General features: G+C 72.1%; 18 protein-coding genes, 3 pseudogenes and 1 riboswitch. Of the genes and pseudogenes, 15 read left to right on the forward strand and 6 right to left on the reverse strand.

What is annotated here, in order from left to right; translation table 11 throughout:
• Positions 1 to 57: 57 nt before the first annotated feature.
• The 3 genes from EJG53_RS09140 to EJG53_RS09150 all read right to left on the reverse strand — a co-directional run bounded on the left by EJG53_RS09140 (position 58) and on the right by EJG53_RS09150 (position 2,947).
• Positions 58 to 762 (reverse strand): PTS sugar transporter subunit IIA, encoded by a 705-nt coding sequence (locus EJG53_RS09140; RefSeq protein WP_125044444.1) that lies wholly within the window; start codon positions 760 to 762, stop codon positions 58 to 60.
• A complete protein-coding gene (locus EJG53_RS09145; RefSeq protein ID WP_125044445.1) occupies positions 759 to 2,018 on the reverse strand; it encodes an MFS transporter in 1,260 nt (419 codons plus the stop codon). Before EJG53_RS09145 ends, EJG53_RS09140 begins: the two co-directional genes overlap by 4 nt.
• A 170-nt stretch (positions 2,019 to 2,188) precedes the next feature.
• The gene (locus EJG53_RS09150; protein WP_032927885.1) at positions 2,189 to 2,947 is read right to left on the reverse strand and encodes a DeoR/GlpR family DNA-binding transcription regulator; all 759 of its coding nucleotides are present in this window, start codon (positions 2,945 to 2,947) and stop codon (positions 2,189 to 2,191) included.
• A gap of 164 nt (positions 2,948 to 3,111) precedes the next feature.
• Between EJG53_RS09150 and EJG53_RS09155 the strand changes: the two genes are divergently transcribed.
• From EJG53_RS09155 to EJG53_RS09170, 4 genes are all read left to right on the forward strand, one after another.
• Positions 3,112 to 3,702 carry an HAD family hydrolase gene (locus EJG53_RS09155; RefSeq protein ID WP_125044446.1) on the forward strand — a complete coding sequence of 197 codons (591 nt, stop codon included), beginning with the start codon at positions 3,112 to 3,114 and terminating at the stop codon, positions 3,700 to 3,702.
• A gap of 627 nt (positions 3,703 to 4,329) precedes the next feature.
• Positions 4,330 to 5,598 carry an aspartate aminotransferase family protein gene (locus EJG53_RS09160; protein WP_125044447.1) on the forward strand — a complete coding sequence of 423 codons (1,269 nt, stop codon included), beginning with the start codon at positions 4,330 to 4,332 and terminating at the stop codon, positions 5,596 to 5,598.
• Positions 5,595 to 6,554: an inositol monophosphatase family protein gene (locus tag EJG53_RS09165; RefSeq protein ID WP_125044448.1), complete on the forward strand. Its 960-nt coding sequence runs from the start codon at positions 5,595 to 5,597 to the stop codon at positions 6,552 to 6,554. Before EJG53_RS09160 ends, EJG53_RS09165 begins: the two co-directional genes overlap by 4 nt.
• Entirely contained in the window at positions 6,551 to 7,567 is a 1,017-nt protein-coding gene (locus tag EJG53_RS09170) for a zinc-dependent alcohol dehydrogenase (RefSeq protein WP_167515081.1), read from the forward strand. Before EJG53_RS09165 ends, EJG53_RS09170 begins: the two co-directional genes overlap by 4 nt.
• Positions 7,568 to 7,673: 106 nt before the next feature.
• On the opposite strand, the gene EJG53_RS09175 is transcribed toward EJG53_RS09170, so the two are convergent.
• Both EJG53_RS09175 and aceA read right to left on the reverse strand, forming a co-directional pair.
• Positions 7,674 to 8,024: a hypothetical protein gene (locus tag EJG53_RS09175; RefSeq protein WP_125044450.1), complete on the reverse strand. Its 351-nt coding sequence runs from the start codon at positions 8,022 to 8,024 to the stop codon at positions 7,674 to 7,676.
• A 110-nt stretch (positions 8,025 to 8,134) separates the two neighbouring features.
• Complete coding sequence (gene aceA / locus EJG53_RS09180) at positions 8,135 to 9,418, reverse strand: isocitrate lyase (protein ID WP_125044451.1); 1,284 nt, start codon at positions 9,416 to 9,418, stop codon at positions 8,135 to 8,137.
• A 334-nt stretch (positions 9,419 to 9,752) separates the two neighbouring features.
• Between aceA and EJG53_RS09185 the strand changes: the two genes are divergently transcribed.
• From EJG53_RS09185 to EJG53_RS09210, 6 genes are all read left to right on the forward strand, one after another.
• Entirely contained in the window at positions 9,753 to 11,162 is a 1,410-nt protein-coding gene (locus EJG53_RS09185) for a short-chain fatty acyl-CoA regulator family protein (protein ID WP_125044452.1), read from the forward strand.
• Positions 11,163 to 11,238: 76 nt separating this feature from the next.
• Positions 11,239 to 11,411, forward strand: a riboswitch (cobalamin riboswitch).
• Positions 11,412 to 11,616: 205 nt separating this feature from the next.
• Positions 11,617 to 13,116, forward strand: coding sequence for a CoA-acylating methylmalonate-semialdehyde dehydrogenase (locus EJG53_RS09190; protein ID WP_125044453.1), 1,500 nt, complete (start codon positions 11,617 to 11,619; stop codon positions 13,114 to 13,116).
• Positions 13,117 to 13,121: 5 nt separating this feature from the next.
• On the forward strand, positions 13,122 to 14,333 hold the full coding sequence (locus tag EJG53_RS09195) for an acyl-CoA dehydrogenase family protein (RefSeq protein WP_371858670.1): 1,212 nt from the start codon (positions 13,122 to 13,124) through the stop codon (positions 14,331 to 14,333).
• Entirely contained in the window at positions 14,330 to 15,400 is a 1,071-nt protein-coding gene (locus EJG53_RS09200; RefSeq protein ID WP_125044454.1) for an enoyl-CoA hydratase/isomerase family protein, read from the forward strand. The genes EJG53_RS09195 and EJG53_RS09200 overlap by 4 nt, the downstream gene beginning before the upstream one ends.
• Entirely contained in the window at positions 15,397 to 16,368 is a 972-nt protein-coding gene (mmsB, locus tag EJG53_RS09205) for a 3-hydroxyisobutyrate dehydrogenase (RefSeq protein WP_280526760.1), read from the forward strand. The genes EJG53_RS09200 and mmsB overlap by 4 nt, the downstream gene beginning before the upstream one ends.
• The gene (locus EJG53_RS09210) at positions 16,365 to 17,174 is read left to right on the forward strand and encodes an enoyl-CoA hydratase (protein ID WP_125044455.1); all 810 of its coding nucleotides are present in this window, start codon (positions 16,365 to 16,367) and stop codon (positions 17,172 to 17,174) included. Before mmsB ends, EJG53_RS09210 begins: the two co-directional genes overlap by 4 nt.
• On the opposite strand, the pseudogene EJG53_RS09215 reads toward EJG53_RS09210, so the two are convergent.
• Positions 17,165 to 18,624: pseudogene (locus tag EJG53_RS09215) on the reverse strand (short-chain fatty acyl-CoA regulator family protein). The gene EJG53_RS09210 and the pseudogene EJG53_RS09215 sit on opposite strands and share 10 nt — an antisense overlap.
• Before the next feature lie 198 nt (positions 18,625 to 18,822).
• Here EJG53_RS09215 and EJG53_RS09220 point away from each other — a divergent pair.
• From EJG53_RS09220 to EJG53_RS09240, 5 genes and pseudogenes are all read left to right on the forward strand, one after another.
• Positions 18,823 to 20,340, forward strand: a complete 1,518-nt coding sequence (locus tag EJG53_RS09220) for an MmgE/PrpD family protein (RefSeq protein WP_125044456.1) — start codon at positions 18,823 to 18,825, stop codon at positions 20,338 to 20,340.
• Positions 20,340 to 21,245 (forward strand): methylisocitrate lyase, encoded by a 906-nt coding sequence (gene prpB, locus EJG53_RS09225; RefSeq protein WP_125044457.1) that lies wholly within the window; start codon positions 20,340 to 20,342, stop codon positions 21,243 to 21,245. Before EJG53_RS09220 ends, prpB begins: the two co-directional genes overlap by 1 nt.
• 18 nt (positions 21,246 to 21,263) lie before the next feature.
• A pseudogene (locus EJG53_RS09230) lies at positions 21,264 to 22,399 on the forward strand (bifunctional 2-methylcitrate synthase/citrate synthase).
• Positions 22,400 to 22,569: 170 nt separating this feature from the next.
• Entirely contained in the window at positions 22,570 to 23,073 is a 504-nt protein-coding gene (locus EJG53_RS09235; protein WP_174856386.1) for a hypothetical protein, read from the forward strand.
• 285 nt (positions 23,074 to 23,358) lie between these two features.
• Positions 23,359 to 23,610 (forward strand): annotated as a pseudogene (locus EJG53_RS09240) (hypothetical protein); the annotation flags it as partial.
• Positions 23,611 to 23,625: the final 15 nt, after the last annotated feature.

The following is a 23,625-nucleotide window of genomic DNA, read 5'->3' on the forward strand; positions in this document are numbered from 1 at the left end:
TTTCCTTCGCCTGCTGTCTCGGGCGGCCCGTTCATGACGCTCGGCCCATGACATCTGTCATACCCGGGCGATGGGGGTCTCACTATCGGGCGCACCGCCCCGGCGCGCATCGTGACCCTTCGTGAACGGTGTCGGCGAAGGCAAGCGGAAGGACCAACCGGATAAAGGCGTTGCGGATGGCGGACGAGCACGGGTGGTTGTAGGGCTGTACGGGAGGTGAGCGGTGTGCCCCCGTCCGGCCGTACGGAAGCTGAACGGCGCCACCCGCCACGGCCGTTCAGCGGACGAGCCGGAACAGGTCGTACAGATCATCGGTGGTACGGGCCGCCGCCAGCATCCGGCGGAAGCCCGGGTGGGCGGTGTGGCGGGCGAGGACGGAGTAGGCACGTGCGCAGTCGGTGTCGCGGAGCTTGCGGGGGCCGCGAGGAGGAACACGTCGCGGACCGGGCGGTCGTCGGCGCCGCGCCAGCCGAGTTCGGGCGGTATCCGTGCGAAGGCGGCCGCCGGGCCGTTGACCGCCCGGCTTTGGGCGGCCAGCAGGGCGATGCCGTGGAAGCCGTTGGCGCCCTGTGTCATGCGCAGGCGTACCGCGCGGACGAAGGCGCGGACGTCGCCGAGGGCCCCGGCGGCGTGCAGGCCGCCGGCCAGGGATTCGAGGAGTTCGTCCCGGGTGGCGGCCTGCGCGCGGGGGTGGATGTGCCGTTTGTCCAGGTAGTCGGCGAGGCTGCCGGTGCCGCCGGCCACCGTACGGGCGCGGGTCATGCCTCGGCCGGCTCCGGTTCGGGAGCGGGCGCCGTCTTGTGGGCCGGGCGGAGAATTCCGGCGGAGAACACCGCGGCCACGCAGAAGGCGACGGGCAGGAAAAAGGCCAGGTTCAGGGGCACCAGGTGGGTGAGCGGGCCGATGATGGCGGGGCCGGCCAGCATTCCGACATAACCCATGCCCGCCACGCGGGAGACATTCGCGCCGGACGACGCCGGGTCGACATTGCCCGCCGCGGTGAAGAACTGCGGAATGCATCCGGACAGGCCGATACCGAAAAGGGTCCAGCCGAGAAGGGCCAGGGGCACCCACGGGGAGAGCGAGGCGAGGGCCAGGCCGAGGGCCGCGAGGCCGGCTCCGTACCGTACGACGAAGACCCGGCCGAAGCGGCCCACCACCCGGTCGGTGACGAACCGGCCCACGGTCATGGCGGTGGAGAATCCGCCGTACGCCAGGGCCGCGGTCGCGGCGGGAGCGTCGAGCACGTCCTTGAGGTGCAGCACACTCCAGTCGTTCGCCACGCCTTCGCACAGCATGAGCATGAAGGCGAGTACGCCCAGGGCCCAGACCTGGGACGGTGTACGGCGCTTGGCGGCCGGGGCCGGGGCCTCCGGCGCTCCGGACCGCGTCGTGTCCGGGCCGGTCGGAGCCGGTGCGGGGCGCTCCGGGGGCAGCATGCCCGGCACCAGCGCGAGCGTGATCAGTACGCCGGCCACCGCCACGACGGCGAGGGTGAGGGAGGGCTGCCAGTCCCAACTGATGGTGCGGGCGCCGATCAGGGCGGCGATGACACCGCCGACCGAGAACACCGCGTGAAAGGCCGACATGACGGGACGGCCGTAACCGCGCTCCACCTGAACAGCCTGCGTGTTCATACTGACGTCCAGGCAGCCGTTGCCGAAGCCGAGCGCCAGCAGGGCCGCCGCCAGGGCCCACGGCGAGCCCGCCAGGCCGGGCAGCAGGACCGTGGCGCTGCACAGGGTGCCGCCGGCCAGCACGATGGCGCGGCTGCCGAACCGGTCGGCCAGCGCCCCGCAGATCTGCATGCCCGCGAAGGCGCCGCCGCCCAGGAAGAGCAGCAGCCAGCCCAGGACGGCATGGGTGATGCCGACCCGGTGCTCGATCGCGGGGATGTGCACGATCCACATCCCCATGACGAAACCGTTGAGCGCGAAAGCCACGAAGGTGCAGGCGCGCGCCGTACGCAAGCGCCGCGACGGCGGCGACCCGGTGGTGGAGGCAGTCGATTCACTCATCACGGCTGACCATAACGCACACCGAGTGTGTGCGTAAGGGTTTTCGGTGACTTGCGGCGCGTTCCTGGTCGGGGGTGGGGCCGGTGGCGTCGGCCGGCTGGGGTGCGTGTCGGCCGGCGTTCAACTGGGCGGCCGGGCGCCGGGGTTGGAGGGTGTGCCGCGGCCGGGTGTCATACGTGCACGATGTTCACGCCCGCGGCGCGCATCTCCTCCACCACCGTCGTGCCCTGGGCCGCGTCCGTCACCACCACGTCGAGCTGTTCGACCGAACAGATCCTGCCGAGCGCCACCCGCCCCAGCTTCTCCGCGGTGGCCACCAGGATGATGCGCCGCGCCGCCCGCGCCGCGACCCGCTTCACGTGCACGTCGTCCAGGCTGTAGGCGGTGGCGCCGCTGGCCGCGTCCACCCCGCAGCAGCCCAGGATGAAGGTGTCGTACCGCAGGTCCTCGAAGGTGCGCAGCGCCGTCTCGCCGTAGAAGGACAGCTCTCCCGGCCGGACCTGGCCGCCGGGGAGCAGCAGGCGGATGCCCTCGTGTTCGGCGAGCGGCATGGTCGCGTGCAGGGACAGCGGCGTGACGGTGAGCCGGCGGCCCGCCATCGCGTGGGCGACGGCCACCGCCGTGGTGCCGGTGTCCAGGGCGACGGTCTCCCCGTCGTTGAGCATCCGCACGACCACGTCCGCCAGCTTCGCCTTGGTCTCGCTGCCGACCATGGACCGCACCGCGTACGGCGGTTCCACCCCGCTGAGCAGGGCGGTCACGGCGCCGCCGTGCACCCGGCGGAGCGCGCCCCGGGACTCCAGGAGCTCCAGGTCCCGGCGGATGGTCATCTCCGACGTCTGGGTGGAGCGGGCGAGTTCGGCCACGGAGGCCCGGTTGCGCTCGGCCAGCAGGGCCAGGATGAACCGGTGGCGTTCGGAGACATTCATGCCGCTGATGTAGCACATCAACACGTCCGCTGCGAGTTGGTTCCCTTCCGCCCGTTGGGCTTCCGGGCCGGTCGGGGAATCGGCGGTTGACATCCGACCATGCCGAGTGTGTACTCACACGCACGCTGTGTGAGTACGGGGTCGGCTTCCGGAGAGGTGATGTCATGACCGCGGTGCTCTTCGACCTGTTCGGCGTGCTCGCGCGGCAGCAGTCCCCCGCCGACTGCGCCCGGCTGGAGGAGACGGCCGGACGGTCGGGTGCCGCGTTCTGGGAGAGCTACTGGGGACTGCGGCAGCCTTACGACCGGGGTGACCAGAACGGTGCGCGTTATTGGCGGACGGTCGCCGGGGCGCTCGGGACGCATTTCGACGAGGAACGCGTCGCGGAACTCATCGCCGCCGATGTGGCGAGCTGGAGCCGGATCGACGACGAGATGGTGGACTTTGTCGCGGGACTCGCGGAGCGCGGCACCACCATCGGCCTGCTGTCGAACATTCCGGCGGAATTGGCGGCGCATTACGAGGAAAGCCAGGAGTGGCTGAAGCACTTCTCGGTCCTGGCCTTCTCCTGCCGTATCGGCCACGCCAAGCCGGAGCCCGGCGCGTACACGTGGTGCAGTACGGCGTTCGGCCTGCCGCCCGAGCGCATCCTGTTCGTCGACGACCGGGCGGACAACGTCCGGGCGGCCGAGGCCCTGGGGATGCGCGGCCATCTGTTCACGTCGCTCGCGGAGCTGCGCCCGGCGCTGGACTGACGACGACGGCCGACCGGCCGGTGCGCCCGGCGGACGCCCGGCGCACCCTTCCATACCGGCGCCGGGGCGGGGGACCTGACACTCCCGCCCCGGCGCCTCGCCGTGCGCGCCCGGCCCGGACAAAAACGACGCCAAAGTTCTCATCAACAGTGTTTGAAATTTGCGTAAGGCCGTGAAACGAACACGACGGCTCTCCGTATGCCACCCCTTAGAGCCTTGTCGAAGTCTTCTGCGGCCCCGGCGACGGAACTGCGCCACCGCACGGCTGAACTCCGCCCCTCCCCCGTGCCACCCCGTCTGCGCAGCTCAACCGCCTCATCAGGGCTTCACCCGGAACGTCGGCCGACCGCCGATCTGATGGATTCCAGCCGATTCACAAAAGATCATGAAAAACGAACATCTCGACTGTTAGTGTCGTTGGCGTCAGAAGTTGAAGCGCCCGGCCGGGGCTCGACCATCCCGCGGTGTCCGGGCCCCACCGGACAGCACGCCACCCCTTCCGCCACCCCGCCACCGGCCGGCCTCCAGGCCCGCACGGCCGGCGGCCGCAAGGGGCCGAGTCGGCGTGCCCGCGCATCCCGTCATCCATATCTGGCAACAGCATGTCTTCTTCGAGGAGAACTGTTCATGGACGCCACCAACGTACGTGATCTGCTCTATTACCCCGTCAGCGCCCAGAAGATGGTGCGCGGCGAAGGGATCTTCCTTTACGACGAGGACGGCAACGAATACCTCGACTGCGCCTCCGCCACCTTCAACCTCAGCCTCGGGTACTCCCACCCGGCGGTCATCCAGGCGATGAAGGACCAGTTGGACGTCTTCACCCATCTGACCTCCTCCGTGCAGAGCGACCCGATCAACGGCCTGGTCCGCCGGCTGGTGGAGGTCTCCCCCGACAACCTGACCAAGGTGCACCCGAAGGTCTCCGGCGGGTCCACCGCCAACGAGGGCGTCATCAAGATGGCGCAGCACGCCACGGGGCGCTCGGAGGTCATCTCCCTGTTCCGCAGCCACCTCGGGCAGACCATGATGATGACCTCGATGTCCGGCAACGCCTTCCGCAAGGAGCCGTTCCCCTCGCTCTTCCCGCGCACCCTCCAGGTGCCGGACCCGTACTGCTTCCGCTGCTTCTACGGGCAGGAGCAGGGCAGTTGCGGGATGATGTGCGTCGACCGCATCGAGGACTTCCTGGAGTACGCCAGCACCGGCCAGGTCGCCGCCATCATCGTGGAGCCGATCTCCGGCAACGGCGGCAACATCGTGCCGCCGGACGGCTATTTCCCGAAGCTGCGGGCCTTCTGCGACGAGCACGACATCGTGCTGATCTTCGACGAGATCCAGACCGGCATCGGCCGTACGGGGCAGATGTTCGCGGCGCAGCACTTCGACGTGGAGCCCGACGCCATCACCACCGCGAAGGGGCTCGGCGGTTCGGGCGCGCAGGTCGCGGCGATCCTGACCAACGAGCGGCTGGCGGGCCTGCCGGCCAACCACCACTCCTTCACCTACGGCGCCAACCTGCTGGCGGCCTCGGCGGCCAACGTCACCCTGGACATCGTCCGGCAGCCGGAGTTCCTGGCCAACGTCCGGGCCACCGGCAACTACATCCTCGGCCGGCTCGCGGACATGCAGACCCGCTACCCGGCCATCGCCGACGTCCGCGGCGTCGGCCTCATGATCGGTTTCGAGATCACCCACCCCGACGGCAAGCCCGCCGTCAAGCTGACCAACCACCTGGCGGGCGCGGCCGGGCAGCACGGACTGATCCTGCGCACCTCCCGCTACGGCTACGGCAACGTCCTCAAGATCCGGCCGCCGCTGATCCTCACCCTCGACCAGGCCGAGCTGCTGTGCGACCGCCTGGAGAACCTCTTCCGCGCGGAGCTGGCCGCATGACCCGGCTGAAGAACCTGCTGACGGGGCTCGGACAGCACGTCAGGGCCGAGCTGACGACCTACGCCGACCGGGGCCTGGCCCGGCAGGTGCACGGCGACTCCCCCGGCGGCGACGCGCAGTTCGACGTGGACGAGGTGGCCGAGCGGGCCGTCCTGACGTATCTGCGCGAGCACGCGGACGTACCGCTCGCGGTCTACACCGAGGACGGCTCGCTGGTCGAGCTGGCACCCGAGCCGCGGTACGTGCTGGTCGTGGACCCCATCGACGGCACCCGGCCGACCTCGGCCGGACTGGAGATGGGCATGGTCTCGATCGCCGCGGCGCCGCTGGCGCGGTCCGCACCGACGCTGGACGACGTCACCGCGGCGTACCTGCTGGAGATTAAGTCGGGCGCGTGGATCTACGGTGACGACGAGGGGCTGACGCACGGCGGCTTCCCGCACGCGCTGCCCCGCCTCAGCCGTACCACCGACCCGGCGAAGATGTTCTGGTCGATCGAGTTCAACGGCCACCCCATGCACCTGATGACGGCGGCGTACGCGCATCTGGTGGACCGGTCCGCCAACACCGGCGGCATCTTCGTGTTCAACAGCGCCACCTTCTCCGTCTCGCGCATCATCACCGGCCAGCTCGACGCGTACGTGGACATCGGCAACCGCGTGCTGCGCGACCACCCGGCGACCGAGCCGGACTTCCTGGAGGCCGGGCGCGGCTCGATCCTGCACCTGTTCCCGTACGACATCGCCGCCGCGGTCTACCTCGCCAAGCGCGCCGGGGTCACCATCACCGACGCCTACGGCGACGACCTGGGGACCACCCAACTGCTCGACCTGGACCCGATGAACCAGAAGTCGTGCATCGCGGCGGCCACCCCCCAGCTCCACAAGGAACTGCTCGGCGCCATCCGGTGGGACCTCCCCGGCGCCACCCCCACCACCACAGGAGGAACCCGGTGAAGGCCCTGATCCTGAACGAGCGGCGCACGGTGTCGCTGGTCGACCACCCGAAGCCGGAGGCGTCCGCGCCCACCGACGTCGTGGTGCGGGTCGTGCAGACCGGCATCTGCGGCACCGACCGCAGCGTGCTGGTGGGCAAGTTCCCCGCCGAGCCGGGTGTGGTGATGGGGCACGAGGCGGTCGGGTTCGTGGACGCGGTGGGGTCGGCGGTGACCGCGCACAAACCGGGCGACCGGGTGATCATCAACCCGACGCTGTACTGCGGCAACTGCCCGTCCTGCCTGCGCGGGCACTGGGACTTCTGTGCCAACAAGGCCGGTACGGAGGTCGGGCTGGACCTGGACGGCGCGTTCGCCGAGTTCATCCGGCTGCCGGAGCGGTTCGTCCACACCCTGCCCGAGGGCATGGACTTCGACCGCGCGGTGGTCGTGGAGCCGCTGGCCTGCGCGCTGAACAACATCGAGGCGGGCCGGCTGGAAGCGGGCGAGACCGCGGTGATCGTCGGCGGCGGGCCGGTGGGCGTGGTCTGCGCGATGGCGGCCCGGCACTACGGCGCCCGGGTCCTGCTGATCGAGCCGGATCCGTACCGGCAGGAGCTGTGCCGCAAGGTGTTCGCACAGGACGGTGACGGCCGGGTGACCGTGCACACGCCGGACGAGGCCGAGTTGGCGCGGCGCGGCGACGTGGTCGTCGACACCGTGGGCAGTCTGCTGGAGCCGAGCCTGGAGTACGCCGCGGCCCGCGGACGCGTGGTGATCATGGGGTACAACAGCAAGGCGTCGGCCACCGTGCGGCCGCTGGAGATCCTGCAGCGCGGGCTCCAGATCATCGGGGCCGGTGACTACAACAGCCGGCTGTTCCCGAAGGCGATCGAGCTGGCCAGGTGGCTGCCGCTGGAGCGGCTGGTGACCCACCGCTTCCCGCTGGAGCGGCACGAGGAGGCGTTCGCGGCGCTGGCCGCGGCGCCCGGGACGCCGTACTCGGCGCTCAAGGTGGTGCTCGTACCGGAGTGATCCGCGGGTGATCCGCGGCGGACGGCCCCTTCGACCGGCGCACGGTGCCGGCCGGAGGGGCCGTCGCGGCGTGCCCGTACGGGGCCGTTCGCGTCAGGAGAGTCCGTCAGGAGAAGTCGACGGCCGCCAGCACCGGGCCCGCGACGAGCAGGCCGTACTGGAGCCACACGGTGGTGCGCCGTGCCGAGTGGCTCATCGCGGCGGCCGGGACGCAGAGCGCGATCAGGCCCGCGACGGGCGACAGCGCCAGCGCCGTGTTCGCGGCACCGGCCAGCGGCCCGCTCGCACCGTCACCGGTGTACGCCTGACCCAGCACGATGATCATGAAGAGGACGTACGCGACGGCGAGCAGCGGGAGGCCGAGAGCGGCGAACACCCACAGCGCCCTGGTGGACGGCGCGAACGGATCGTGCGCCGACAGGTCGGCGGGGGCGGGTGCGGGGGCCGGTGTGCTCATGATCATCAGCGTGCCCAGGGCGGGGCGCCGCGGCATCGGTGCGCGTACTCAAGCCCTGGTGGGCTTCGTACTCAGTCCCGCGAGCCCCCCGCCTTCCGGGCAGCGCGTGATCAGTGGAACTGCTCCTCTTCCGTCGAGCCGCGCAGCGCGGTCGTCTCGGAGGCCGGGTTGACGGCGCCGGCGACCAGGTCGAAGTAGCCGGTGCCGACCTCGCGCTGGTGCTTGACGGCGGTGAAGCCGTGCTGCTGGGCGGCGAACTCGCGCTCCTGGAGGTCGACGTAGGCGGTCATACCGTGTTCGGCGTAGCCGCGGGCGAGGTCGAACATGCCGTGGTTGAGGGAGTGGAAGCCGGCCAGGGTGATGAACTGGAAGCGGTAGTCCATCGCGCCCAGCTCGCGCTGGAACTTGGCGATCTGGTCGTCGTCCAGCGCCGCCTTCCAGTTGAAGGACGGCGAGCAGTTGTAGGCCAGCAACTGGTCGGGGTACCGCGCGTGGACGGCCTCGGCGAACTCGCGGGCCTGGGCCAGGTCGGGTGTGCCGGTCTCCATCCACAGCAGGTCCGCGTACGGGGCGTACGCCAGGCCGCGGGCGATGGCGGGGGCCATGCCGTTCTCGACCCGGTAGAAGCCCTCGGCGGTGCGCTCGCCGGTGCAGAAGCGGGCGTCGTTCTCGTCGACGTCGCTGGTCAGCAGGTTGGCGGCGAGGGCGTCGGTACGGGCGACGACCACCGTCGGCACGTCGGCGATGTCGGCGGCGAGGCGGGCCGCGCCCAGGGTACGGATGTGCTGCGAGGTGGGCACCAGGACCTTGCCGCCGAGGTGGCCGCACTTCTTCTCCGAGGCGAGCTGGTCCTCGTAGTGGATGCCGGCCGCGCCCGCCTCGATCATCGCCTTGGTCAGCTCGAAGGCGTTGAGCGGGCCGCCGAACCCGGCCTCGGCGTCGGCGACGATCGGCACCAGCCAGTCCGTCGTGTCCCCGGCCGCCTCGGCGGTGGCGATCTGGTCGGCGCGCAGCAGCGCGTTGTTGATGCGGCGCACCACCTGCGGCACCGAGTTGACCGGGTAGAGGCTCTGGTCGGGGTAGGTGTGGCCGGCCTGGTTGGCGTCGGCGGCGACCTGCCAGCCCGAGAGGTAGACCGCCTGAAGTCCGGCCTTGACCTGCTGCACGGCCTGGCCGCCGGTCAGCGCGCCGAGGGCATGGATGTAGTCCTGCTCGTGCAGTTGCCGCCACAGGCGCTCGGCGCCGCGGCGGGCCAGGGTGTGCTCCTCACGGACGCTGCCGGACAGCCGCAGCACGTCGGCGGCGCTGTGGGTACGGGTGGTGCCCTGCCACCGCGGGTCGGTCGCCCACCGCCGGGCCAGTTCCTCGGCCGTCTCGGTACCTGCCTGTGCCATGACCATCTCCCGGATGTTCGCTCGGACCGCTGTTCTGGGGTGGACTGTTGTGGTGGACTACTGGTGAAGGGTGCGAATTCCCGGGCACTGAGTGCACCGAGTGCCGTACCAGTGCCCCGGACTGCTGAAGTGCGGCCCGCCGGAGGTCCCGGTGGCGGGGTGAGCAATGCTGCCGGGGGCCGCACTGCCGACTCTGACAGTGGCACTTGGTGCCAGCAACGGTGGACCGCCGCCAAGTTCTGCCAATCTTGTGGCGCACTTTTGCCAAGGTTGCAAAGGTTTGCGACTGCCGTACGGCGACTAGGGTGAGCGCGGCGGCGACGGAGGGGGCACCGTGAGCAAGATCTACGCCGGGGCGCGGCTGCGCCGGCTGCGGGAGGAGCGCGGCTTCAGCCAGGCGGCGCTGGCCCGCGTCCTGGCCATCTCGCCCAGCTACCTGAACCAGATGGAGCACGACTCACGGCCGCTGACCGTGCCCGTACTGCTGCGGCTGACCGAGACCTTCGGGGTGGACCCCGGCTTCTTCTCCGCGCGCGACACCAGCCGGATGCTGGCCGACCTGCGCGAGGCGCTCGCCGACGAGCTGGCCGCCGGCCGGGTCTCCCCCACCGACCTGTCCGAACTGGCCTCCCGGCAGCCCGCGGTGGCGTCGGTGCTGCTCGGCCTCGGGCAGCGCAACCAGGCGCTTACCGAGCGCCTGGCGGAGGTGGCGGAGGGCCGGGACGGCAACGGCAGCGACCCGGCCGCGCCGCTCTCCCCGCACGAGGAGATCCGCGAGTTCTTCTACCGGCGGCAGAACTATCTGCACGAGGCCGACACCACCGCCGAGGCACTCGCCGCCGAGCTGGGTATCCGCCCCGGTGAGGTGGGACGCGCCCTGACCGCCCGGCTCACCGAAAGGCACGGCGTACACCTCGTGGACACACCCGACGGTCCGCTGCACCACTACGATCCGTCCTCCCGGGTGCTGCGCCTGTCGGCGGGGCTGCGGCCCGGGCAGCGCGCCTTCCGCATGGCGACCCAACTGGCGCTGCTGGAGGCCGGGGAGGAGCTGTCGCGGCCCGCCTCCGAGGACTTCGAGGAGGGCACGACGGCCTGGTCGCTGGCGAGGATCGGGGTCGCCAACTACTTCGCGGCGGCGCTGGTGCTGCCGTACGGCCCGTTCCACGCCGCGGCCGAGGAGCTGCGGTACGACATCGAGCGGCTGACCGACCGGTTCGGCCTCGGGTACGAGACGGTGTGCCACCGGCTGAGCACCCTGCAACGGCCGCGCCGGCGCGGGGTCCCGTTCTCCTTCGTCCGCGTCGACCGGGCCGGCAACATGTCCAAGCGGCAGTCCGCCACCGGCTTCCACTTCTCGCGGGCGGGCGGCACCTGCCCGCTGTGGAACGTCTACGAGGCGTTCACCGCGCCCAGCCGTATCCACGTCCAGATCGCCGCCATGCCGGACGGCCGCCGCTACCTGTGGACGGCCCGCACCGTCACCCGGCACCGCGGCGGCTGGGGCGACCCGGGCAAGACCTTCGCCATCGGCCTCGGCTGCGAGATCCGGCACGCGTCCCGGCTGGTCTACTCCGACGGCCTCGACCTGGACAACGCCGGGGCCGCCACCCCCATCGGCATGGGCTGCCGGGTCTGCGAACGCCTGGAGTGCCCGCAGCGCGCCGTGCCGCCCCTCGGCCGCGCGCTGGTCATCGACGAGAACAGCAGCACGTTCGTGCCGTATCCGGTGCGGGAGGACTGACGGGCCCACCCACGCGCCCCGGAGCACCCTGCGGATCACCGATCCCCCTGGACTTACTAGGACGTCCAACTATATGTTCGTGACGTAGGCCCGCGGTGCAGGGAAGCCGGTGCGAATCCGGCGTGGTCCCGCCACTGTGACCGGGGAGTGCGACGTCGGGCAACACGCCACTGACGCGGGTGCGTCGGGAAGGCGGGCGGCGCACGGAGATCCGGAAGCCAGGATACCGGCCGCGGGTGTTGTTCCGTGTTGTCCACGAGGATGGAGCAGACACGCATGGCACCGGTGCGTACCCCCAGCCCAGGTGATCCGGCCCGGCCCGCGGCACCGCCCGCGCGCTGACGGTTCCACGCCTTTCGCGTCCCACGGCCCCGCCACGGACCGCGCGCCATCCGCGCGGCCCGCGGGCCCGGCCGTGCCATCCCCGGATCACACCTGACGAGAGCAGGCCCCCATGGTCCGAGAACTGACCCATTTCATCGGCGGCAAGCACGTACCGGGAACATCGGGTGCTTACGGCGACGTGTACGACCCCAACACCGGCACCGTGCAGGCCCGGGTGCCGCTCGCGGACCCGGGCGAGACGGCGGCCGCCGTCGCCGACGCCGCGGCCGCCCAGCCCGAGTGGGGCGAGTGGAACCCGCAGCGGCGCGCCCGCGTCCTGCTGAACTTCCTGCGCCTGGTGGAGGGCGAGCGGGACGCGCTGGCCCGGCTGCTGTCCAGCGAGCACGGCAAGACGGTCGCGGACGCGCACGGCGACCTCCAGCGCGGCCTGGAGGTGGTGGAGTTCGCGGCCGGCATCCCGCACCTGCTCAAGGGCGAGTTCACCGACAACGCCGGGACCGGCATCGACGTGCACTCGCTGCGCCGTCCCATCGGCGTGGTGGCCGGGATCACCCCGTTCAACTTCCCCGCGATGATCCCGCTGTGGAAGATCGCGCCGGCCGTCGCCTGCGGCAACGCGTTCATCCTCAAGCCGTCCGAGCGGGCGCCTTCGGTGCCGCTGCGGCTGGCCGAGCTGTTCCTGGAGGCGGGGCTGCCGCCGGGCGTCCTCAACGTCGTGCACGGCGGCAAGGAGTCGGTGGACACGCTGCTGGAGGACCCGCGGGTCGAGGCGCTCGGCTTCGTCGGGTCGACCCCGATCGCCGCCCACATCTACGCGACCGCCGCCGCGCACGGCAAGCGCGCCCAGTGCTTCGGCGGCGCCAAGAACCACCTGATCGTGATGCCGGACGCCGACCTCGACCAGGTGGTGGACGCGCTGGTCGGCGCCGGGTACGGGTCGGCGGGCGAGCGCTGCATGGCGGTCTCGGTCGCCGTGCCGGTGGGCGAGGAGACCGCCGACGCGCTGGTGGCGCGGCTCAAGGAGCGGGTCGGCACGCTGCGCATCGGCCGCTCCGACGACCCGCACGCCGACTTCGGGCCGCTGGTGAGCCGGGACGCGCTGGACCGGGTCCGTGCCTACGTGGACCTCGGCGTCACCGAGGGCGCCGAACTGGTCGTCGACGGGCGGGACTTCACCCTCCCCGGCCACGAGGACGGCTTCTTCGCGGGCGCGTCGCTCTTCGACCGGGTCACCCCGGACATGCGGATCTACCAGGAGGAGATCTTCGGCCCGGTCCTGTCGGTGGTACGGGCCGCGGACTACGAGGAGGCGCTGCGGCTGCCCACGGAGCACCCGTACGGCAACGGCGTGGCCATCTTCACCCGCGACGGCGACACCGCGCGGGACTTCAGCCGCCGGGTGAACACCGGCATGATCGGCGTGAACGTGCCGATCCCGGTGCCGGTCGCGTACCACACCTTCGGCGGCTGGAAGCGGTCCGGCTTCGGCGACCTCAACCAGCACGGCCCGGACGCGATCCGCTTCTACACCCGCACCAAGACCGTCACCTCGCGCTGGCCCTCCGGGGTCAAGGAGGGCGCGAGCTTCACCCTCCCGACGATGGGCTGAGAGCGATGAGCGTCATGACCACCGCCACCCCGGCCGCCGCGCTGACCTCGCTCACCGCCGACCAGCTCGCCATCGTCGAGACGACGCTGGACTTCGCGCAGGAGCACATCGCGCCGCACGCCGTGGCCTGGGACCAGGACAAGCACTTCCCCGTGGACGTGCTCCGCAAGGCCGCCGGGCTCGGGCTCGGCGGGATCTACGTACGGGAGGAGCACGGCGGGTCCGCGCTGAGCCGCGCGGACGGCGTGCTGGTCTTCGAAGTACTGGCCACCGCATGCCCGTCCATCGCGGGCTATCTCTCCATCCACAACATGGTCGCCTGGATGATCGACCGGTACGGGAACGAAGCGCAGCGCGCCCGTTGGCTGCCCGGCCTGTGCTCGATGGCCGACCTGGGCAGCTACTGCCTGACCGAGCCGGGCGCCGGGTCGGACGCGGCGGCGCTGCGCACCCGCGCGGTGCGCGACGGCGACGACTACGTGCTGACCGGCGTGAAGCAGTTCATCTCCGGCGCCGGAACCTCGCAGGTGTACGTGGTGATGGCCCGTACCGGCGAGGACGGGCCCGGCGGCATCTCGGCGTTCCTGGTCGAGCGGGACGATCCGGGGCTGTCGTTCGGCGCCAACGAGAAGAAGATGGGCTGGAACGCGCAGCCCACCCGGCAGGTGCTCCTCGACGAGGTGCGTGTCCCCGCCGACCGGCTGCTGGGTGCCGAGGGCGACGGCTTCCGTATCGCGATGAGCGGGCTGAACGGCGGCCGCCTCGGCATCGCCGCCTGCTCCCTCGGCGGCGGGCAGAGCGCGCTGCACGCGGCGCAGGCGTACCTCGCGGACCGGGAGGCGTTCGGGGGCCGGCTGCTGGAGGCGCAGGCGCTGCAGTTCCGGCTCGCCGACATGGCGACCGAGCTGGCCGCCGCCCGCGCGCTGGTGCGGCAGGCGGCCGAGGCGCTGGACCGGGCCGACCCGCAGGCGCCGCAGCTCTGCGCGATGGCCAAGCGGTTCGCCACCGACACGGGCTACTCCGTCGCCGACCGTGCGCTGCAACTGCACGGGGGCTATGGCTACCTGAGTGAGTACGGCATCGAGAAGATCGTCCGCGATCTTCGGGTGCACCAGATCCTGGAAGGGACGAACGAGATCATGCGCGTGATCGTGGCCCGCGGGCTGACCGGGGCGAAGACCGGCGGCACCCGCGCCGGGGCGGGGGCCGCCCGATGACCGACGACTCCGTACTGCTGCGGACCGAGGGCCGCACGGCGTACCTCACCCTCAACCGGCCCAAGGCGCTCAACGCCCTCGACCACGCCATGGTGCGCCGGATCGCCGCGGCCCTGGACGCATGGGAGCACGACCCGGCGGTCGGCACCGTGGTGATCACGGGTGCCGGTGAGCGCGGGCTGTGCGCGGGCGGCGACATCCGCGCCATCCACGAGGACGCGCGCTCCGGCGGCGGCGCCGCGTCCGCCGCGTTCTGGCGCGACGAGTACCGACTCAACGCCCGTATCGCCCGCTTCCCCAAGCCGTACGTCGCCGTCATGGACGGCATCGTGATGGGCGGCGGCGTCGGCGTCTCGGCGCACGGCAGCGTACGGATCGTCACCGAGCGCTCCAAGGTCGCCATGCCGGAGACCGGCATCGGCTTCGTACCGGACGTCGGCGGCACCTATCTGCTGGCGCTCGCGCCCGGGGAACTGGGCACGCACCTGGCGCTCACCGGGGCGCCGGTGGGGGCCGGGGACGCGCTGCTGTGCGGGCTCGCCGACCACTTCGTCCCGTCGGACCGGGTGCCGGAACTCCTGACGGACCTCGCCGCCGACGCGGTGCCCGAGGTACTGCCCCGGTACGTACAGGAAGCGCCCGAGGGCGAACTGGCGGCCCACCGCGAGTGGATCGACCCCTGCTACGCGGCCGGCACCGTCGAGGAGATCGTGGACCGGCTGCTCGGCAGCGGCGTCCCGGAGGCCAAGGAGGCCGCCGAGACGATCCTCGCCAAGTCCCCCACCTCGCTGAAGGTCACCCTGGCCGCCCTGCGCCGGGCCCGCGACCTGGGGCCGCTGGAGCGGGTCCTGGACCAGGAGTACCGCGTCTCGTGCGCGGCGCTGACCGCGCCGGACCTGGTCGAGGGCATCCGCGCGCAGGTGATCGACAAGGACCGCCGGCCGCGCTGGTCCCCCGCCACCCTCACCGAGGTCACGGACCAGGACGTGGCCCGGTTCTTCGCCCCGCTCGGCGCCCGCGAACTGGGACTCGCCGACGGCGCCGCCCCACAGGAGGTGCCGTGGTGAGCACGGAGACACCGCACAGGAACAGCGGACCCACCGCCGTCGGATTCATCGGCCTCGGCAACATGGGCGGTCCGATGGCCGCCAACCTGGTCAAGGCCGGTCACCGGGTGACCGGTTTCGACCTCGTACCGGAAGCACTGGCGACCGCCGCCGACGTCGGCGTCACACCGGCCGCCTCGGCGACCGCCGCCGTGACGGACGCGGACGTGGTGATCACCATGCTGCCCGCCGGACGGCACGTCCTGGCCCTCTACCAGGACGGCGGGCTGCTCGCGGCAGCGCGCCCCGGCACCCTGTTCATCGACTGCTCGACCATCGACGTGGCCGACGCCCGCGCCGCCCACGAAGCCGCCGTACGGGCCGGCCACCAGGCGCTGGACGCACCGGTCTCGGGCGGTGTGGTCGGGGCCGAGGCCGGGACGCTGACGTTCATGGCGGGCGGCGGCGAGGCGGAGTTCGCGCGCGCCGAACCGCTGCTCGCGGCGATGGGCAAGAAGGCGGTGCACTGCGGCGCGGCGGGCGCCGGGCAGGCCGCGAAGATCTGCAACAACATGATCCTCGGCATATCGATGATCGGCGTCAGCGAGGCGTTCGTCCTCGGGGAGAGCCTGGGCCTGTCCCACCAGGCCCTGTACGACGTGGCGTCCACCGCCAGCGGCCAGTGCTGGGCCCTGAGCGTCAACTGCCCGGTGCCGGGCCCGGTCCCGGGCAGCCCCGCCAACCACGACTACCGCCCCGGGTTCGCTGCGCCGCTGATGGCCAAGGACCTGGGCCTGGCCGCCAACGCGGTCCGCGCCGCCGGTGTGGACGCGGAACTCGGCCTGCGGGCCGCCGAACTGTACGCGGCGTTCGCCGAGGGCGACGGCGCGGCCGAGGACTTCTCCGGCATCGTCCGCACCATCAGACAGCGCTCCGGCACGGGCACAGGCACCGGCACTACCACTGAGAACGGAACCCCCACCGCATGACCGACACCACCACCCCCGCCGACGCCCGTACCCACCCGTACGAAACGATCCTCGTCGAGCGCACCGGCCGCACCGCCACCCTCACCCTCAACCGCCCCAAGGCGCTCAACGCCCTCAACCTCCAGGTGATGACCGAGGTCGTGGCGGCCACCGAGGAACTGGACCGCGACCCGGACATCGGCTGCATCGTCATCACCGGCTCGGTGAAGGCGTTCGCCGCCGGAGCCGACATCAAGGAGATGCGCCCGCAGTCGTACATGGACATGTACCTCAGCGACTGGTTCACCGCCTGGGACCGCCTCGGCGCCCTCCGCACCCCCACCGTCGCGGCAGTCGCCGGGCACGCGCTGGGCGGCGGCTGCGAACTGGCGATGCTCTGCGACATCCTGCTCGCCGCCGACACCGCCGTCTTCGGCCAGCCCGAGATCAAACTGGGCGTCATCCCGGGCATCGGCGGTTCCCAGCGCCTCACCCGCGCCGTCGGCAAGGCCAGGGCGATGGACCTCTGCCTGACCGGCCGCACCATGGACGCCACGGAGGCCGAACGCGCCGGACTCGTCTCCCGGGTGGTACCGGCCGCCGACCTGCTGACCGAGGCCCGCACCGTCGCCGGACAGGTGGCGGCGATGTCCGCGCCGGTCGCCATGATGGCCAAGGAAGCCGTCAACCGCGCCTTCGAAACCACCCTCGCCGAGGGCGTCCGCTTCGAACGCCGCCTGTTCCACGCGGTATTCGCCACCGCGGACCAGAAGGAGGGCATGACGGCGTTCGTGGAGAAGCGGGCGGCGGAGTTCACTCACCGGTGAGCGTCCTCGGGGCCCGCCACGCCGGGACGGGCCCCGACCACCGGATACGGCACATGCGTCCGCCGATCCGGGTCCACCGCGAGGCGGCCGCCCGCCGGGGGCCGGGCGCGCTGGGTGCAGTCGCGGCGTTCGCAGAGGCGGCAGCCGAGGCCGATGGGGGTGGCCGCTCGGGGTCGTCGAGGGCGATGCCTGCCGCGTAGACGAGGCGGTGGGCGTGGCGGAGTTCGCAGCCGAGGGCGACGGCGAAGTCGGCGCGGGGGGCGTGGTGGCCGAAGCCACCTCGGGTCACGGTGCGGGCGATCCAGAAGTGGCGTTTGCCGTCCGGCATCTCGGCGACCTGGGTGAGGACGCGGCCGGGGGCGGCGAACGCCTCGTAGACCGTCCACAGGGGGCAGGTGCCGCCCAGGCGGGAGAAGTGGAAGTCGGTGGCGGACTGGCGTTTGGAGATGTTGCCGGCCCGGTCCACGCGCAGGAAGGCGAAGGGGACGCCGCGCCGGCCGGTGCGCTGGAGGGTGCTGAGGCGGTGGCAGACCGTTTCGAAGCCGACGCCGAAGCGGGCCTGGAGGAGTTCGATGTCGTAGTGGAGTTCCTCGGCGGCCGCGTGGAAGGCGGTGTACGGCATGAGGAGCGCGCCCGCGAAGTAGTCGGCGAGGCCGATGCGGGTGAGGGCGGCGGATTCGGGCGAGGAGGGGTGGGCGGTGGCGGTGAGGGTGTCGAGGAGGCTGCCCTGTTCCAGTAAGGCCAGTTGAGTGGCCAGTTGGAAGGCCCGGCGGCCTTCGGTGAGCCAGGGTGAGAGGAAGAGCAGGCCCGCTTCGGGATCGTAGCGGCGGACGTCGGGGGACCGGCCCGGGGCGGCCTGGACGACCCGTACGCCGTGCCGTTCGGCGAGGCGGGCGGTGAGGGCGTCGGCCGCCCTGGCGGGGCGCAGGCCCAGTTCGGCGGCGGTGCGCTCGGCGGCGGCGTCCAGGGGGTCGACGTGGTTGTGCTGGACGTGGAAGAAGTCCCGTACCTCGTCGTGCGGTTCGGCGGGCGGCAGGACGGCGGTGTCGTCCGGTCCGGCGAGGGCGGCGGCCTGTTCGGTGGCGTAGCGGTAGCGGCGGTGCAGGGCGACCAGGGCGCGGGCCACCTCGGGGTGGTCGCGGGCGACCTCGGCGATCTCCTCGGCGGGCGGCGGGGTGCCGCACGCCTCGTCGCCGAGGGCGGCGCGCAGGTCGGTGGTGAGGCGTTCCTCGCCGGCCTCGGAGAAGTACTCGGCGTCGACGCCCAGGACTTCCGCGATGCGCAGCAGGACGGGGGCGGTGAGCGGCCGCTGGCTCTGTTCGATCTGGTTGAGGTAGCTGGTGGAGATGCCCAGCGCGCGGGCGAGCTGCACCTGGTTGAGGCCGTGCTCGCGGCGGAGCCGGCGCAGCTTGGCGTGCGCGTAGATCTTGCGGACGGGCGGTCGTGTCATACCGCTGCCCCCTTCGTGGCGTGCGCCGACGTTCCGTCGCCTCGTGCGAACGTAGCATCCGCAGGATTCGCAGCTTTCGCCGATCCGCAGTCCGGCACGGGAGGAAATCCGCAGGGTGGAGCGGTCGCGGCGGGGCGCTCGGCGGGGCAGGCTCGGCAGCGTAGGACGCCGCATTCCGCACCGCCTCCGAGGAGTCCCGTGATCGATCATCAGGTACGTGTCCACCCCAGCGCCGACCGGCTGCCGCGCGAGGAGCAACTGGCCTGGAAGCTGGCGGCCGTCGCCACCGGCACCCAGGACGCACCGGACCTCGACCCGGACGCGGCGGCGATGGCCGCCGACCGGATCGTCGACAACGCCGCGGTGGCCATGGCCTCGCTGCGCCGCCGCCCGGTCGCCGTGGCCCGGGCCCAGGCCGGGCCGCATCCGGGCGCTCCGGGCGCCTCGGTCTTCGGTGCGGGCGGTCTGCGGGCCTCGCCCGAGTGGGCGGCCTGGGCCAACGGCACCGCCGTACGGGAGCTGGACTTCCACGACACGTTCCTGGCCGCGGACTACGCCCACCCGGGCGACAGCATCCCGCCGCTGCTGGCCGTCGCCCAGCACACCGGGCGCGGCGGCGCCGACCTGCTGCGCGGCATCATCGCCGCGTACGAGGTGCACGTCGCGCTCGTACGGGGCATCTGCCTGCACCGGCACCGTATCGACCATGTCGCCCACCTGAGCGCGGCGCAGGCGTGCGGCATCGGTGCGCTGCTGCGGCTGCCGACGGAGGTGGTGTACCAGGCCGTGCAGCAGGCCGTGCACACGACGACCGCGACGCGGCAGTCCCGTAAGGGCGAGATCTCCAGTTGGAAGGCGTTCGCCCCGGCCTTCGCCGGGAAGGCCGCGGTCGAGGCGGTGGACCGGGCGATGCGGGGTGAGGGCTCGCCGTCGCCCGTCTACGAGGGCGAGGACGGGTTCCTGGCATGGCTGCTGGACGGTCCGGAGGCCACGTACACCGTCCCGCTGCCGGAGCCCGGAGAGGCGCGGCGCGCGATTCTCGACACGTACACGAAGGAGCACTCGGCCGAGTACCAGGCACAGGCCGTCATCGACCTGGCGCGGCGGCTGCGGGAGCGGACCGGGCCGCTGGAAAAGGTGCGCGGCATCGTGCTGCACACCAGCCGGCACACGCATCAGGTGATCGGCTCCGGGGCCGGCGACCCGCAGAAGTACGATCCGCAGGCGAGCCGCGAGACGCTGGACCACTCGGTGCCGTACATCTTCGCGGTGGCACTGGAGGACGGCTGCTGGCACCACGAACGCTCGTACGCGCCCGAGCGCGCCGCGCGGCCGGAGACCGTGGAGCTGTGGCGGAAGATCAGCACCGTCGAGGACCCGGAGTGGACACGCCGCTACCACCACCCGGACCCGGAGCGGCGCGCGTTCGGCGGCCGGGCCGTGGTGACGCTGGCCGACGGCACGGTGATCGAGGACGAGCTGGCGGTGGCCGACGCGCACCCGGCCGGGGCACGGCCCTTCGGCCGGGACGCCTACGCGGCCAAGTTCCGCGCGCTGGCCGAGGGCGTCGTGCCGGGCGCTGCGCAGGACCGGTTCCTGGCGGCGGCCCACGGGCTGCCCGCGCTGGACGGGCCCGGCCTGGACGGCCTCTTCCCCGTGGTGGACACCGACGCCCTCGCCGCGTACGACGCCACGCTCCCGAAGGGCCTGTTCTGATGCTGCACACCCGCACCACCGCCGCCGAACGGCGCCGTGACCTGCGCGAGAAGCTGGCCTCCGGGCGGCTGCTGCGCGTCCCCGGCGCGATCAACCCGCTCTCCGCGAAGCTCATCGAGGAGACCGGTTTCGACGCCTGCTACCTGTCCGGCGCGGTGCTCGCCGCCGACCTGGGACTGCCCGACATCGGGCTGACCACCTCCACCGAGATCGCGGCCCGCGCCCAGCAGTTCACCAGGGTCACCGGCCTGCCCGCCCTCATCGACGCCGACACCGGCTTCGGCGAGCCGATGAACGCCGCCCGGACCGTCCAGTTGATGGAGGACGCCGGGCTGGCCGGGCTGCATCTGGAGGACCAGGTGAACCCCAAGCGGTGCGGTCATCTGGACGGCAAGGCGGTGGTGCCGCGCGAGGAGATGGTGCGCCGGCTGCGGGCCGCCGCCGACGCGCGCCGCGATCCGGACTTCCTGTTGATGGCCCGTACGGACGCCCGCTCGGTGGAGGGCCTGGACGCGGCGGTCGACCGGGCCCGCGCGTACGTGGACGCGGGCGCCGACGCCATCTTTCCCGAAGCGCTGCGCGACGAGGCGGAGTTCGCCGCGTTCCGGGCCGCCGTGGACGTGCCGCTGCTCGCCAACATGACCGAGTTCGGCAAGAGCCCGCTGCTCGGCGCGGCCACCCTCGAACGGCTCGGCTACAACATCGCCCTCTACCCCGTCACCCTGCTGCGCCTGGCGATGGGCGCCGTCGAGGACGGCCTGCGCACCCTCGCCGCCGACGGCACGCAGGAGGCGCTGCTGCCCCGGATGCAGACCCGCTCCCGGCTGTACGAACTCCTCGGCTACGAGCAGTACGCGGCCTTCGACTCGGCCGTCTTCGACTTCACGCTCCCGCCCGGCGACTGACCCGCACCGGAGGCTTCCATGACCACCACCCCGCCGGAGATCCACCGCGGCCTGGCCGGTGTCGTCGTCGACACCACCGCCGTCTCCACCGTGATCGCCGAGACCAACTCCCTGACCTACCGGGGCTACCCGGTGCAGGAGCTGGCGGCCCGCCGCTCCTTCGAGGAGGTCGCGTACCTGCTCTGGTACGGCGACCTCCCCGACGCCGCGGAACTGCGCGCCTTCCAGGCCCGCGAACGGGTTCTGCGACCGCTGGACCGCACCACCGGCGATCTGCTCGCACGGCTGCCGGAGAGCTGCCACCCGATGGACGTGCTGCGCACCGCCGTCAGCTTCTTCGGCGCCGAGGACCCGGCCGAGGACGACGGCAGCACGGCCGCCCACCGCGCCAAGTCCCTCGCCCTGCTGGCGAAGCTGCCGGTGGTGGTCGCCGCGGACCACCGCAGGCGGCGCGGTCTCGCGCCGGTGCCCCCGACCCCGGGCTGGGCTTCGCGGAGAACTTCTTCCACATGTGCTTCGGCCAGGTCCCGGAGCCCGAAGTGGTCCGCTGCTTCGAGATCTCCCTCATCCTGTACGCGGAACACAGCTTCAACGCGTCGACGTTCACCGCGCGCGTCGTCACCTCCACCCTCTCCGACCTCTACAGCGCGGTGACCGCCGCCATCGGCGCGCTCAAGGGACCGCTGCACGGCGGCGCCAACGAGGCGGTGATGCGCATGCTGGCGGAGATCGGCGACGCGGAACACGCCGACGCGTGGCTGGCGGCGGCCCTGGCGGACCGGCGCAAGATCATGGGGTTCGGGCACCGCGTCTACAAGCACGGCGACTCCCGCGTCCCGGTGATGCAGGAGGCCACCGACCGGCTCGTGGCCCTGAGCGGCGACCCCGGAGCGGCCCGCCTGGCCGCGGCGCACACGGCGCTGCGCGAGGCGGTGCTGCGGCGCAAGGGCATCCACCCGAACCTGGACTATCCGGCAGGACTGGCCTACCACCTGATGGGCTTCGACATCCCCGCCTTCACGCCGATCTTCGTGATGAGCCGGATCACCGGCTGGACCGCCCACATCACCGAACAGCTCGCCCACAACGCGCTGATCCGGCCGCTGGGCGCGTACAACGGGCCGGGGCAGCGGGCGGTGCCGGGGGCGGCGTGAGCCGGGCAGCGCGCGGGCGGCTTCGGCGGGCGTGCCGGTACGGCGTACACGGGTACAGCAGGGTCATGCGGACGTGGCGGCTCGATCTGGCGGTGGGGCGATGGGCGGAAGCCCTTCTCCCCGGCATGGTGCGGCGCGTGCTGCGAGGGGCGGAGCCGCAGCCTCGGTGGGTGCCACGGCGTGTGCTGACGGTGGTGTCGGCCGATGTCGACGCCACCGCCGGTGTCGGCGCGGCCTGGGTCGTGTGGCGCCCGAAGGCCGCGGGAGCGCGGCAGCACATCCTGATCGTCGAGCGCCGTCGAGGACGGTGGAGGTACGTGGGCGGAAGCAGCGGCCCGGTGGCGGAAGCCGACGAGGTCGGCGTGATCGGTATCGGCGGGGGCGGGGGCGTGCGCGGCCTCGCCCACCGCCCTGACCCGCCGTACTCCGTCGGCGCTCCGTCCTGGATCGGCTACGCGGAGGTCCACTTGGGGCGGGAGGTCCGTCACCTTCTCGTCGGTGACCGCCGGATCGAGGTGTGCGGCCGGCGCAGGATCGTCATCGTCTGGCGGTCCGCCCGCGCCAGGGTCCGTCCCCTCCTCGTGGCTCTCGGGCGTCGGGGTGCGGAGCTTTCCCGTCTCGGCCCGAAGACGTCCTGGACTCGCGTACCTGGGCGCTGTTGCAAGACGAGTTGAGGGAAGACGGTAAGGCCATTTCGCCTGGATCACGCGATCAGCGATTCGGGTGTGCCGTTGCCTCACGGGCAGCGGGCGCGGATCAACCCGTCCCTCCGGGGCGGAGCCAGCGTGTCACACGGCGCCGACGCCGCCCCGAGGAGACATCCTGTGGGCACTTGTGATCGCGGACGCAGCCGACGAGAAGGAGCCAGCGATGCCGGTGCCGTCGCAGGGCGTTACGGTCGTGGCGCTCCTCGCGGACCCGGACGCGCCGACGGAGATCGCTCAGCGCATGGCCCGGACTACGCGGGCCTGATGGTCGTCAACTTGGCGTGGGCGCTGTTCATCCTCAACGACCAAGTGTTCGCTTCCCTGACGCGAGCCCCGCTCAACGCCACGGAGTACTGGACGTTGTCCTGGTTCGTCGCTTCGGTCGCCACCGTGGGCGGCGCCCTCGGGTCGGGCTTGGAGAGCGACGAGGCGATCCGGGCAGCCGCCTACTCCAAGCGCGATCAGGAACGCCGCAGAGCGCTGTACGACGACCACGGTGACTAGGCCGGTCTTCGCGGG

This window comes from Streptomyces chrestomyceticus JCM 4735 (genome assembly GCF_003865135.1).
GTDB classification, from domain to species: Bacteria; Actinomycetota; Actinomycetes; order Streptomycetales; family Streptomycetaceae; genus Streptomyces; species Streptomyces chrestomyceticus.

Bases quoted from the DNA above. Each gene is read 5' to 3' on its own strand.
- EJG53_RS09140 (WP_125044444.1), bottom strand. From the start codon at position 762: ATGACCCGCGCCCGTACGGTGGCCGGCGGCACCGGCAGCCTCGCCGAC.
- EJG53_RS09145 (WP_125044445.1), bottom strand. From the start codon at position 2,018: ATGAGTGAATCGACTGCCTCCACCACCGGGTCGCCGCCGTCGCGGCGC.
- EJG53_RS09150 (WP_032927885.1), bottom strand. From the start codon at position 2,947: ATGAATGTCTCCGAACGCCACCGGTTCATCCTGGCCCTGCTGGCCGAG.
- EJG53_RS09155 (WP_125044446.1), top strand. From the start codon at position 3,112: ATGACCGCGGTGCTCTTCGACCTGTTCGGCGTGCTCGCGCGGCAGCAG.
- EJG53_RS09160 (WP_125044447.1), top strand. From the start codon at position 4,330: ATGGACGCCACCAACGTACGTGATCTGCTCTATTACCCCGTCAGCGCC.
- EJG53_RS09165 (WP_125044448.1), top strand. From the start codon at position 5,595: ATGACCCGGCTGAAGAACCTGCTGACGGGGCTCGGACAGCACGTCAGG.
- EJG53_RS09175 (WP_125044450.1), bottom strand. From the start codon at position 8,024: ATGAGCACACCGGCCCCCGCACCCGCCCCCGCCGACCTGTCGGCGCAC.
- aceA (WP_125044451.1), bottom strand. From the start codon at position 9,418: ATGGCACAGGCAGGTACCGAGACGGCCGAGGAACTGGCCCGGCGGTGG.
- EJG53_RS09190 (WP_125044453.1), top strand. From the start codon at position 11,617: ATGGTCCGAGAACTGACCCATTTCATCGGCGGCAAGCACGTACCGGGA.
- EJG53_RS09195 (WP_371858670.1), top strand. From the start codon at position 13,122: ATGAGCGTCATGACCACCGCCACCCCGGCCGCCGCGCTGACCTCGCTC.
- EJG53_RS09200 (WP_125044454.1), top strand. From the start codon at position 14,330: ATGACCGACGACTCCGTACTGCTGCGGACCGAGGGCCGCACGGCGTAC.
- EJG53_RS09210 (WP_125044455.1), top strand. From the start codon at position 16,365: ATGACCGACACCACCACCCCCGCCGACGCCCGTACCCACCCGTACGAA.
- prpB (WP_125044457.1), top strand. From the start codon at position 20,340: ATGCTGCACACCCGCACCACCGCCGCCGAACGGCGCCGTGACCTGCGC.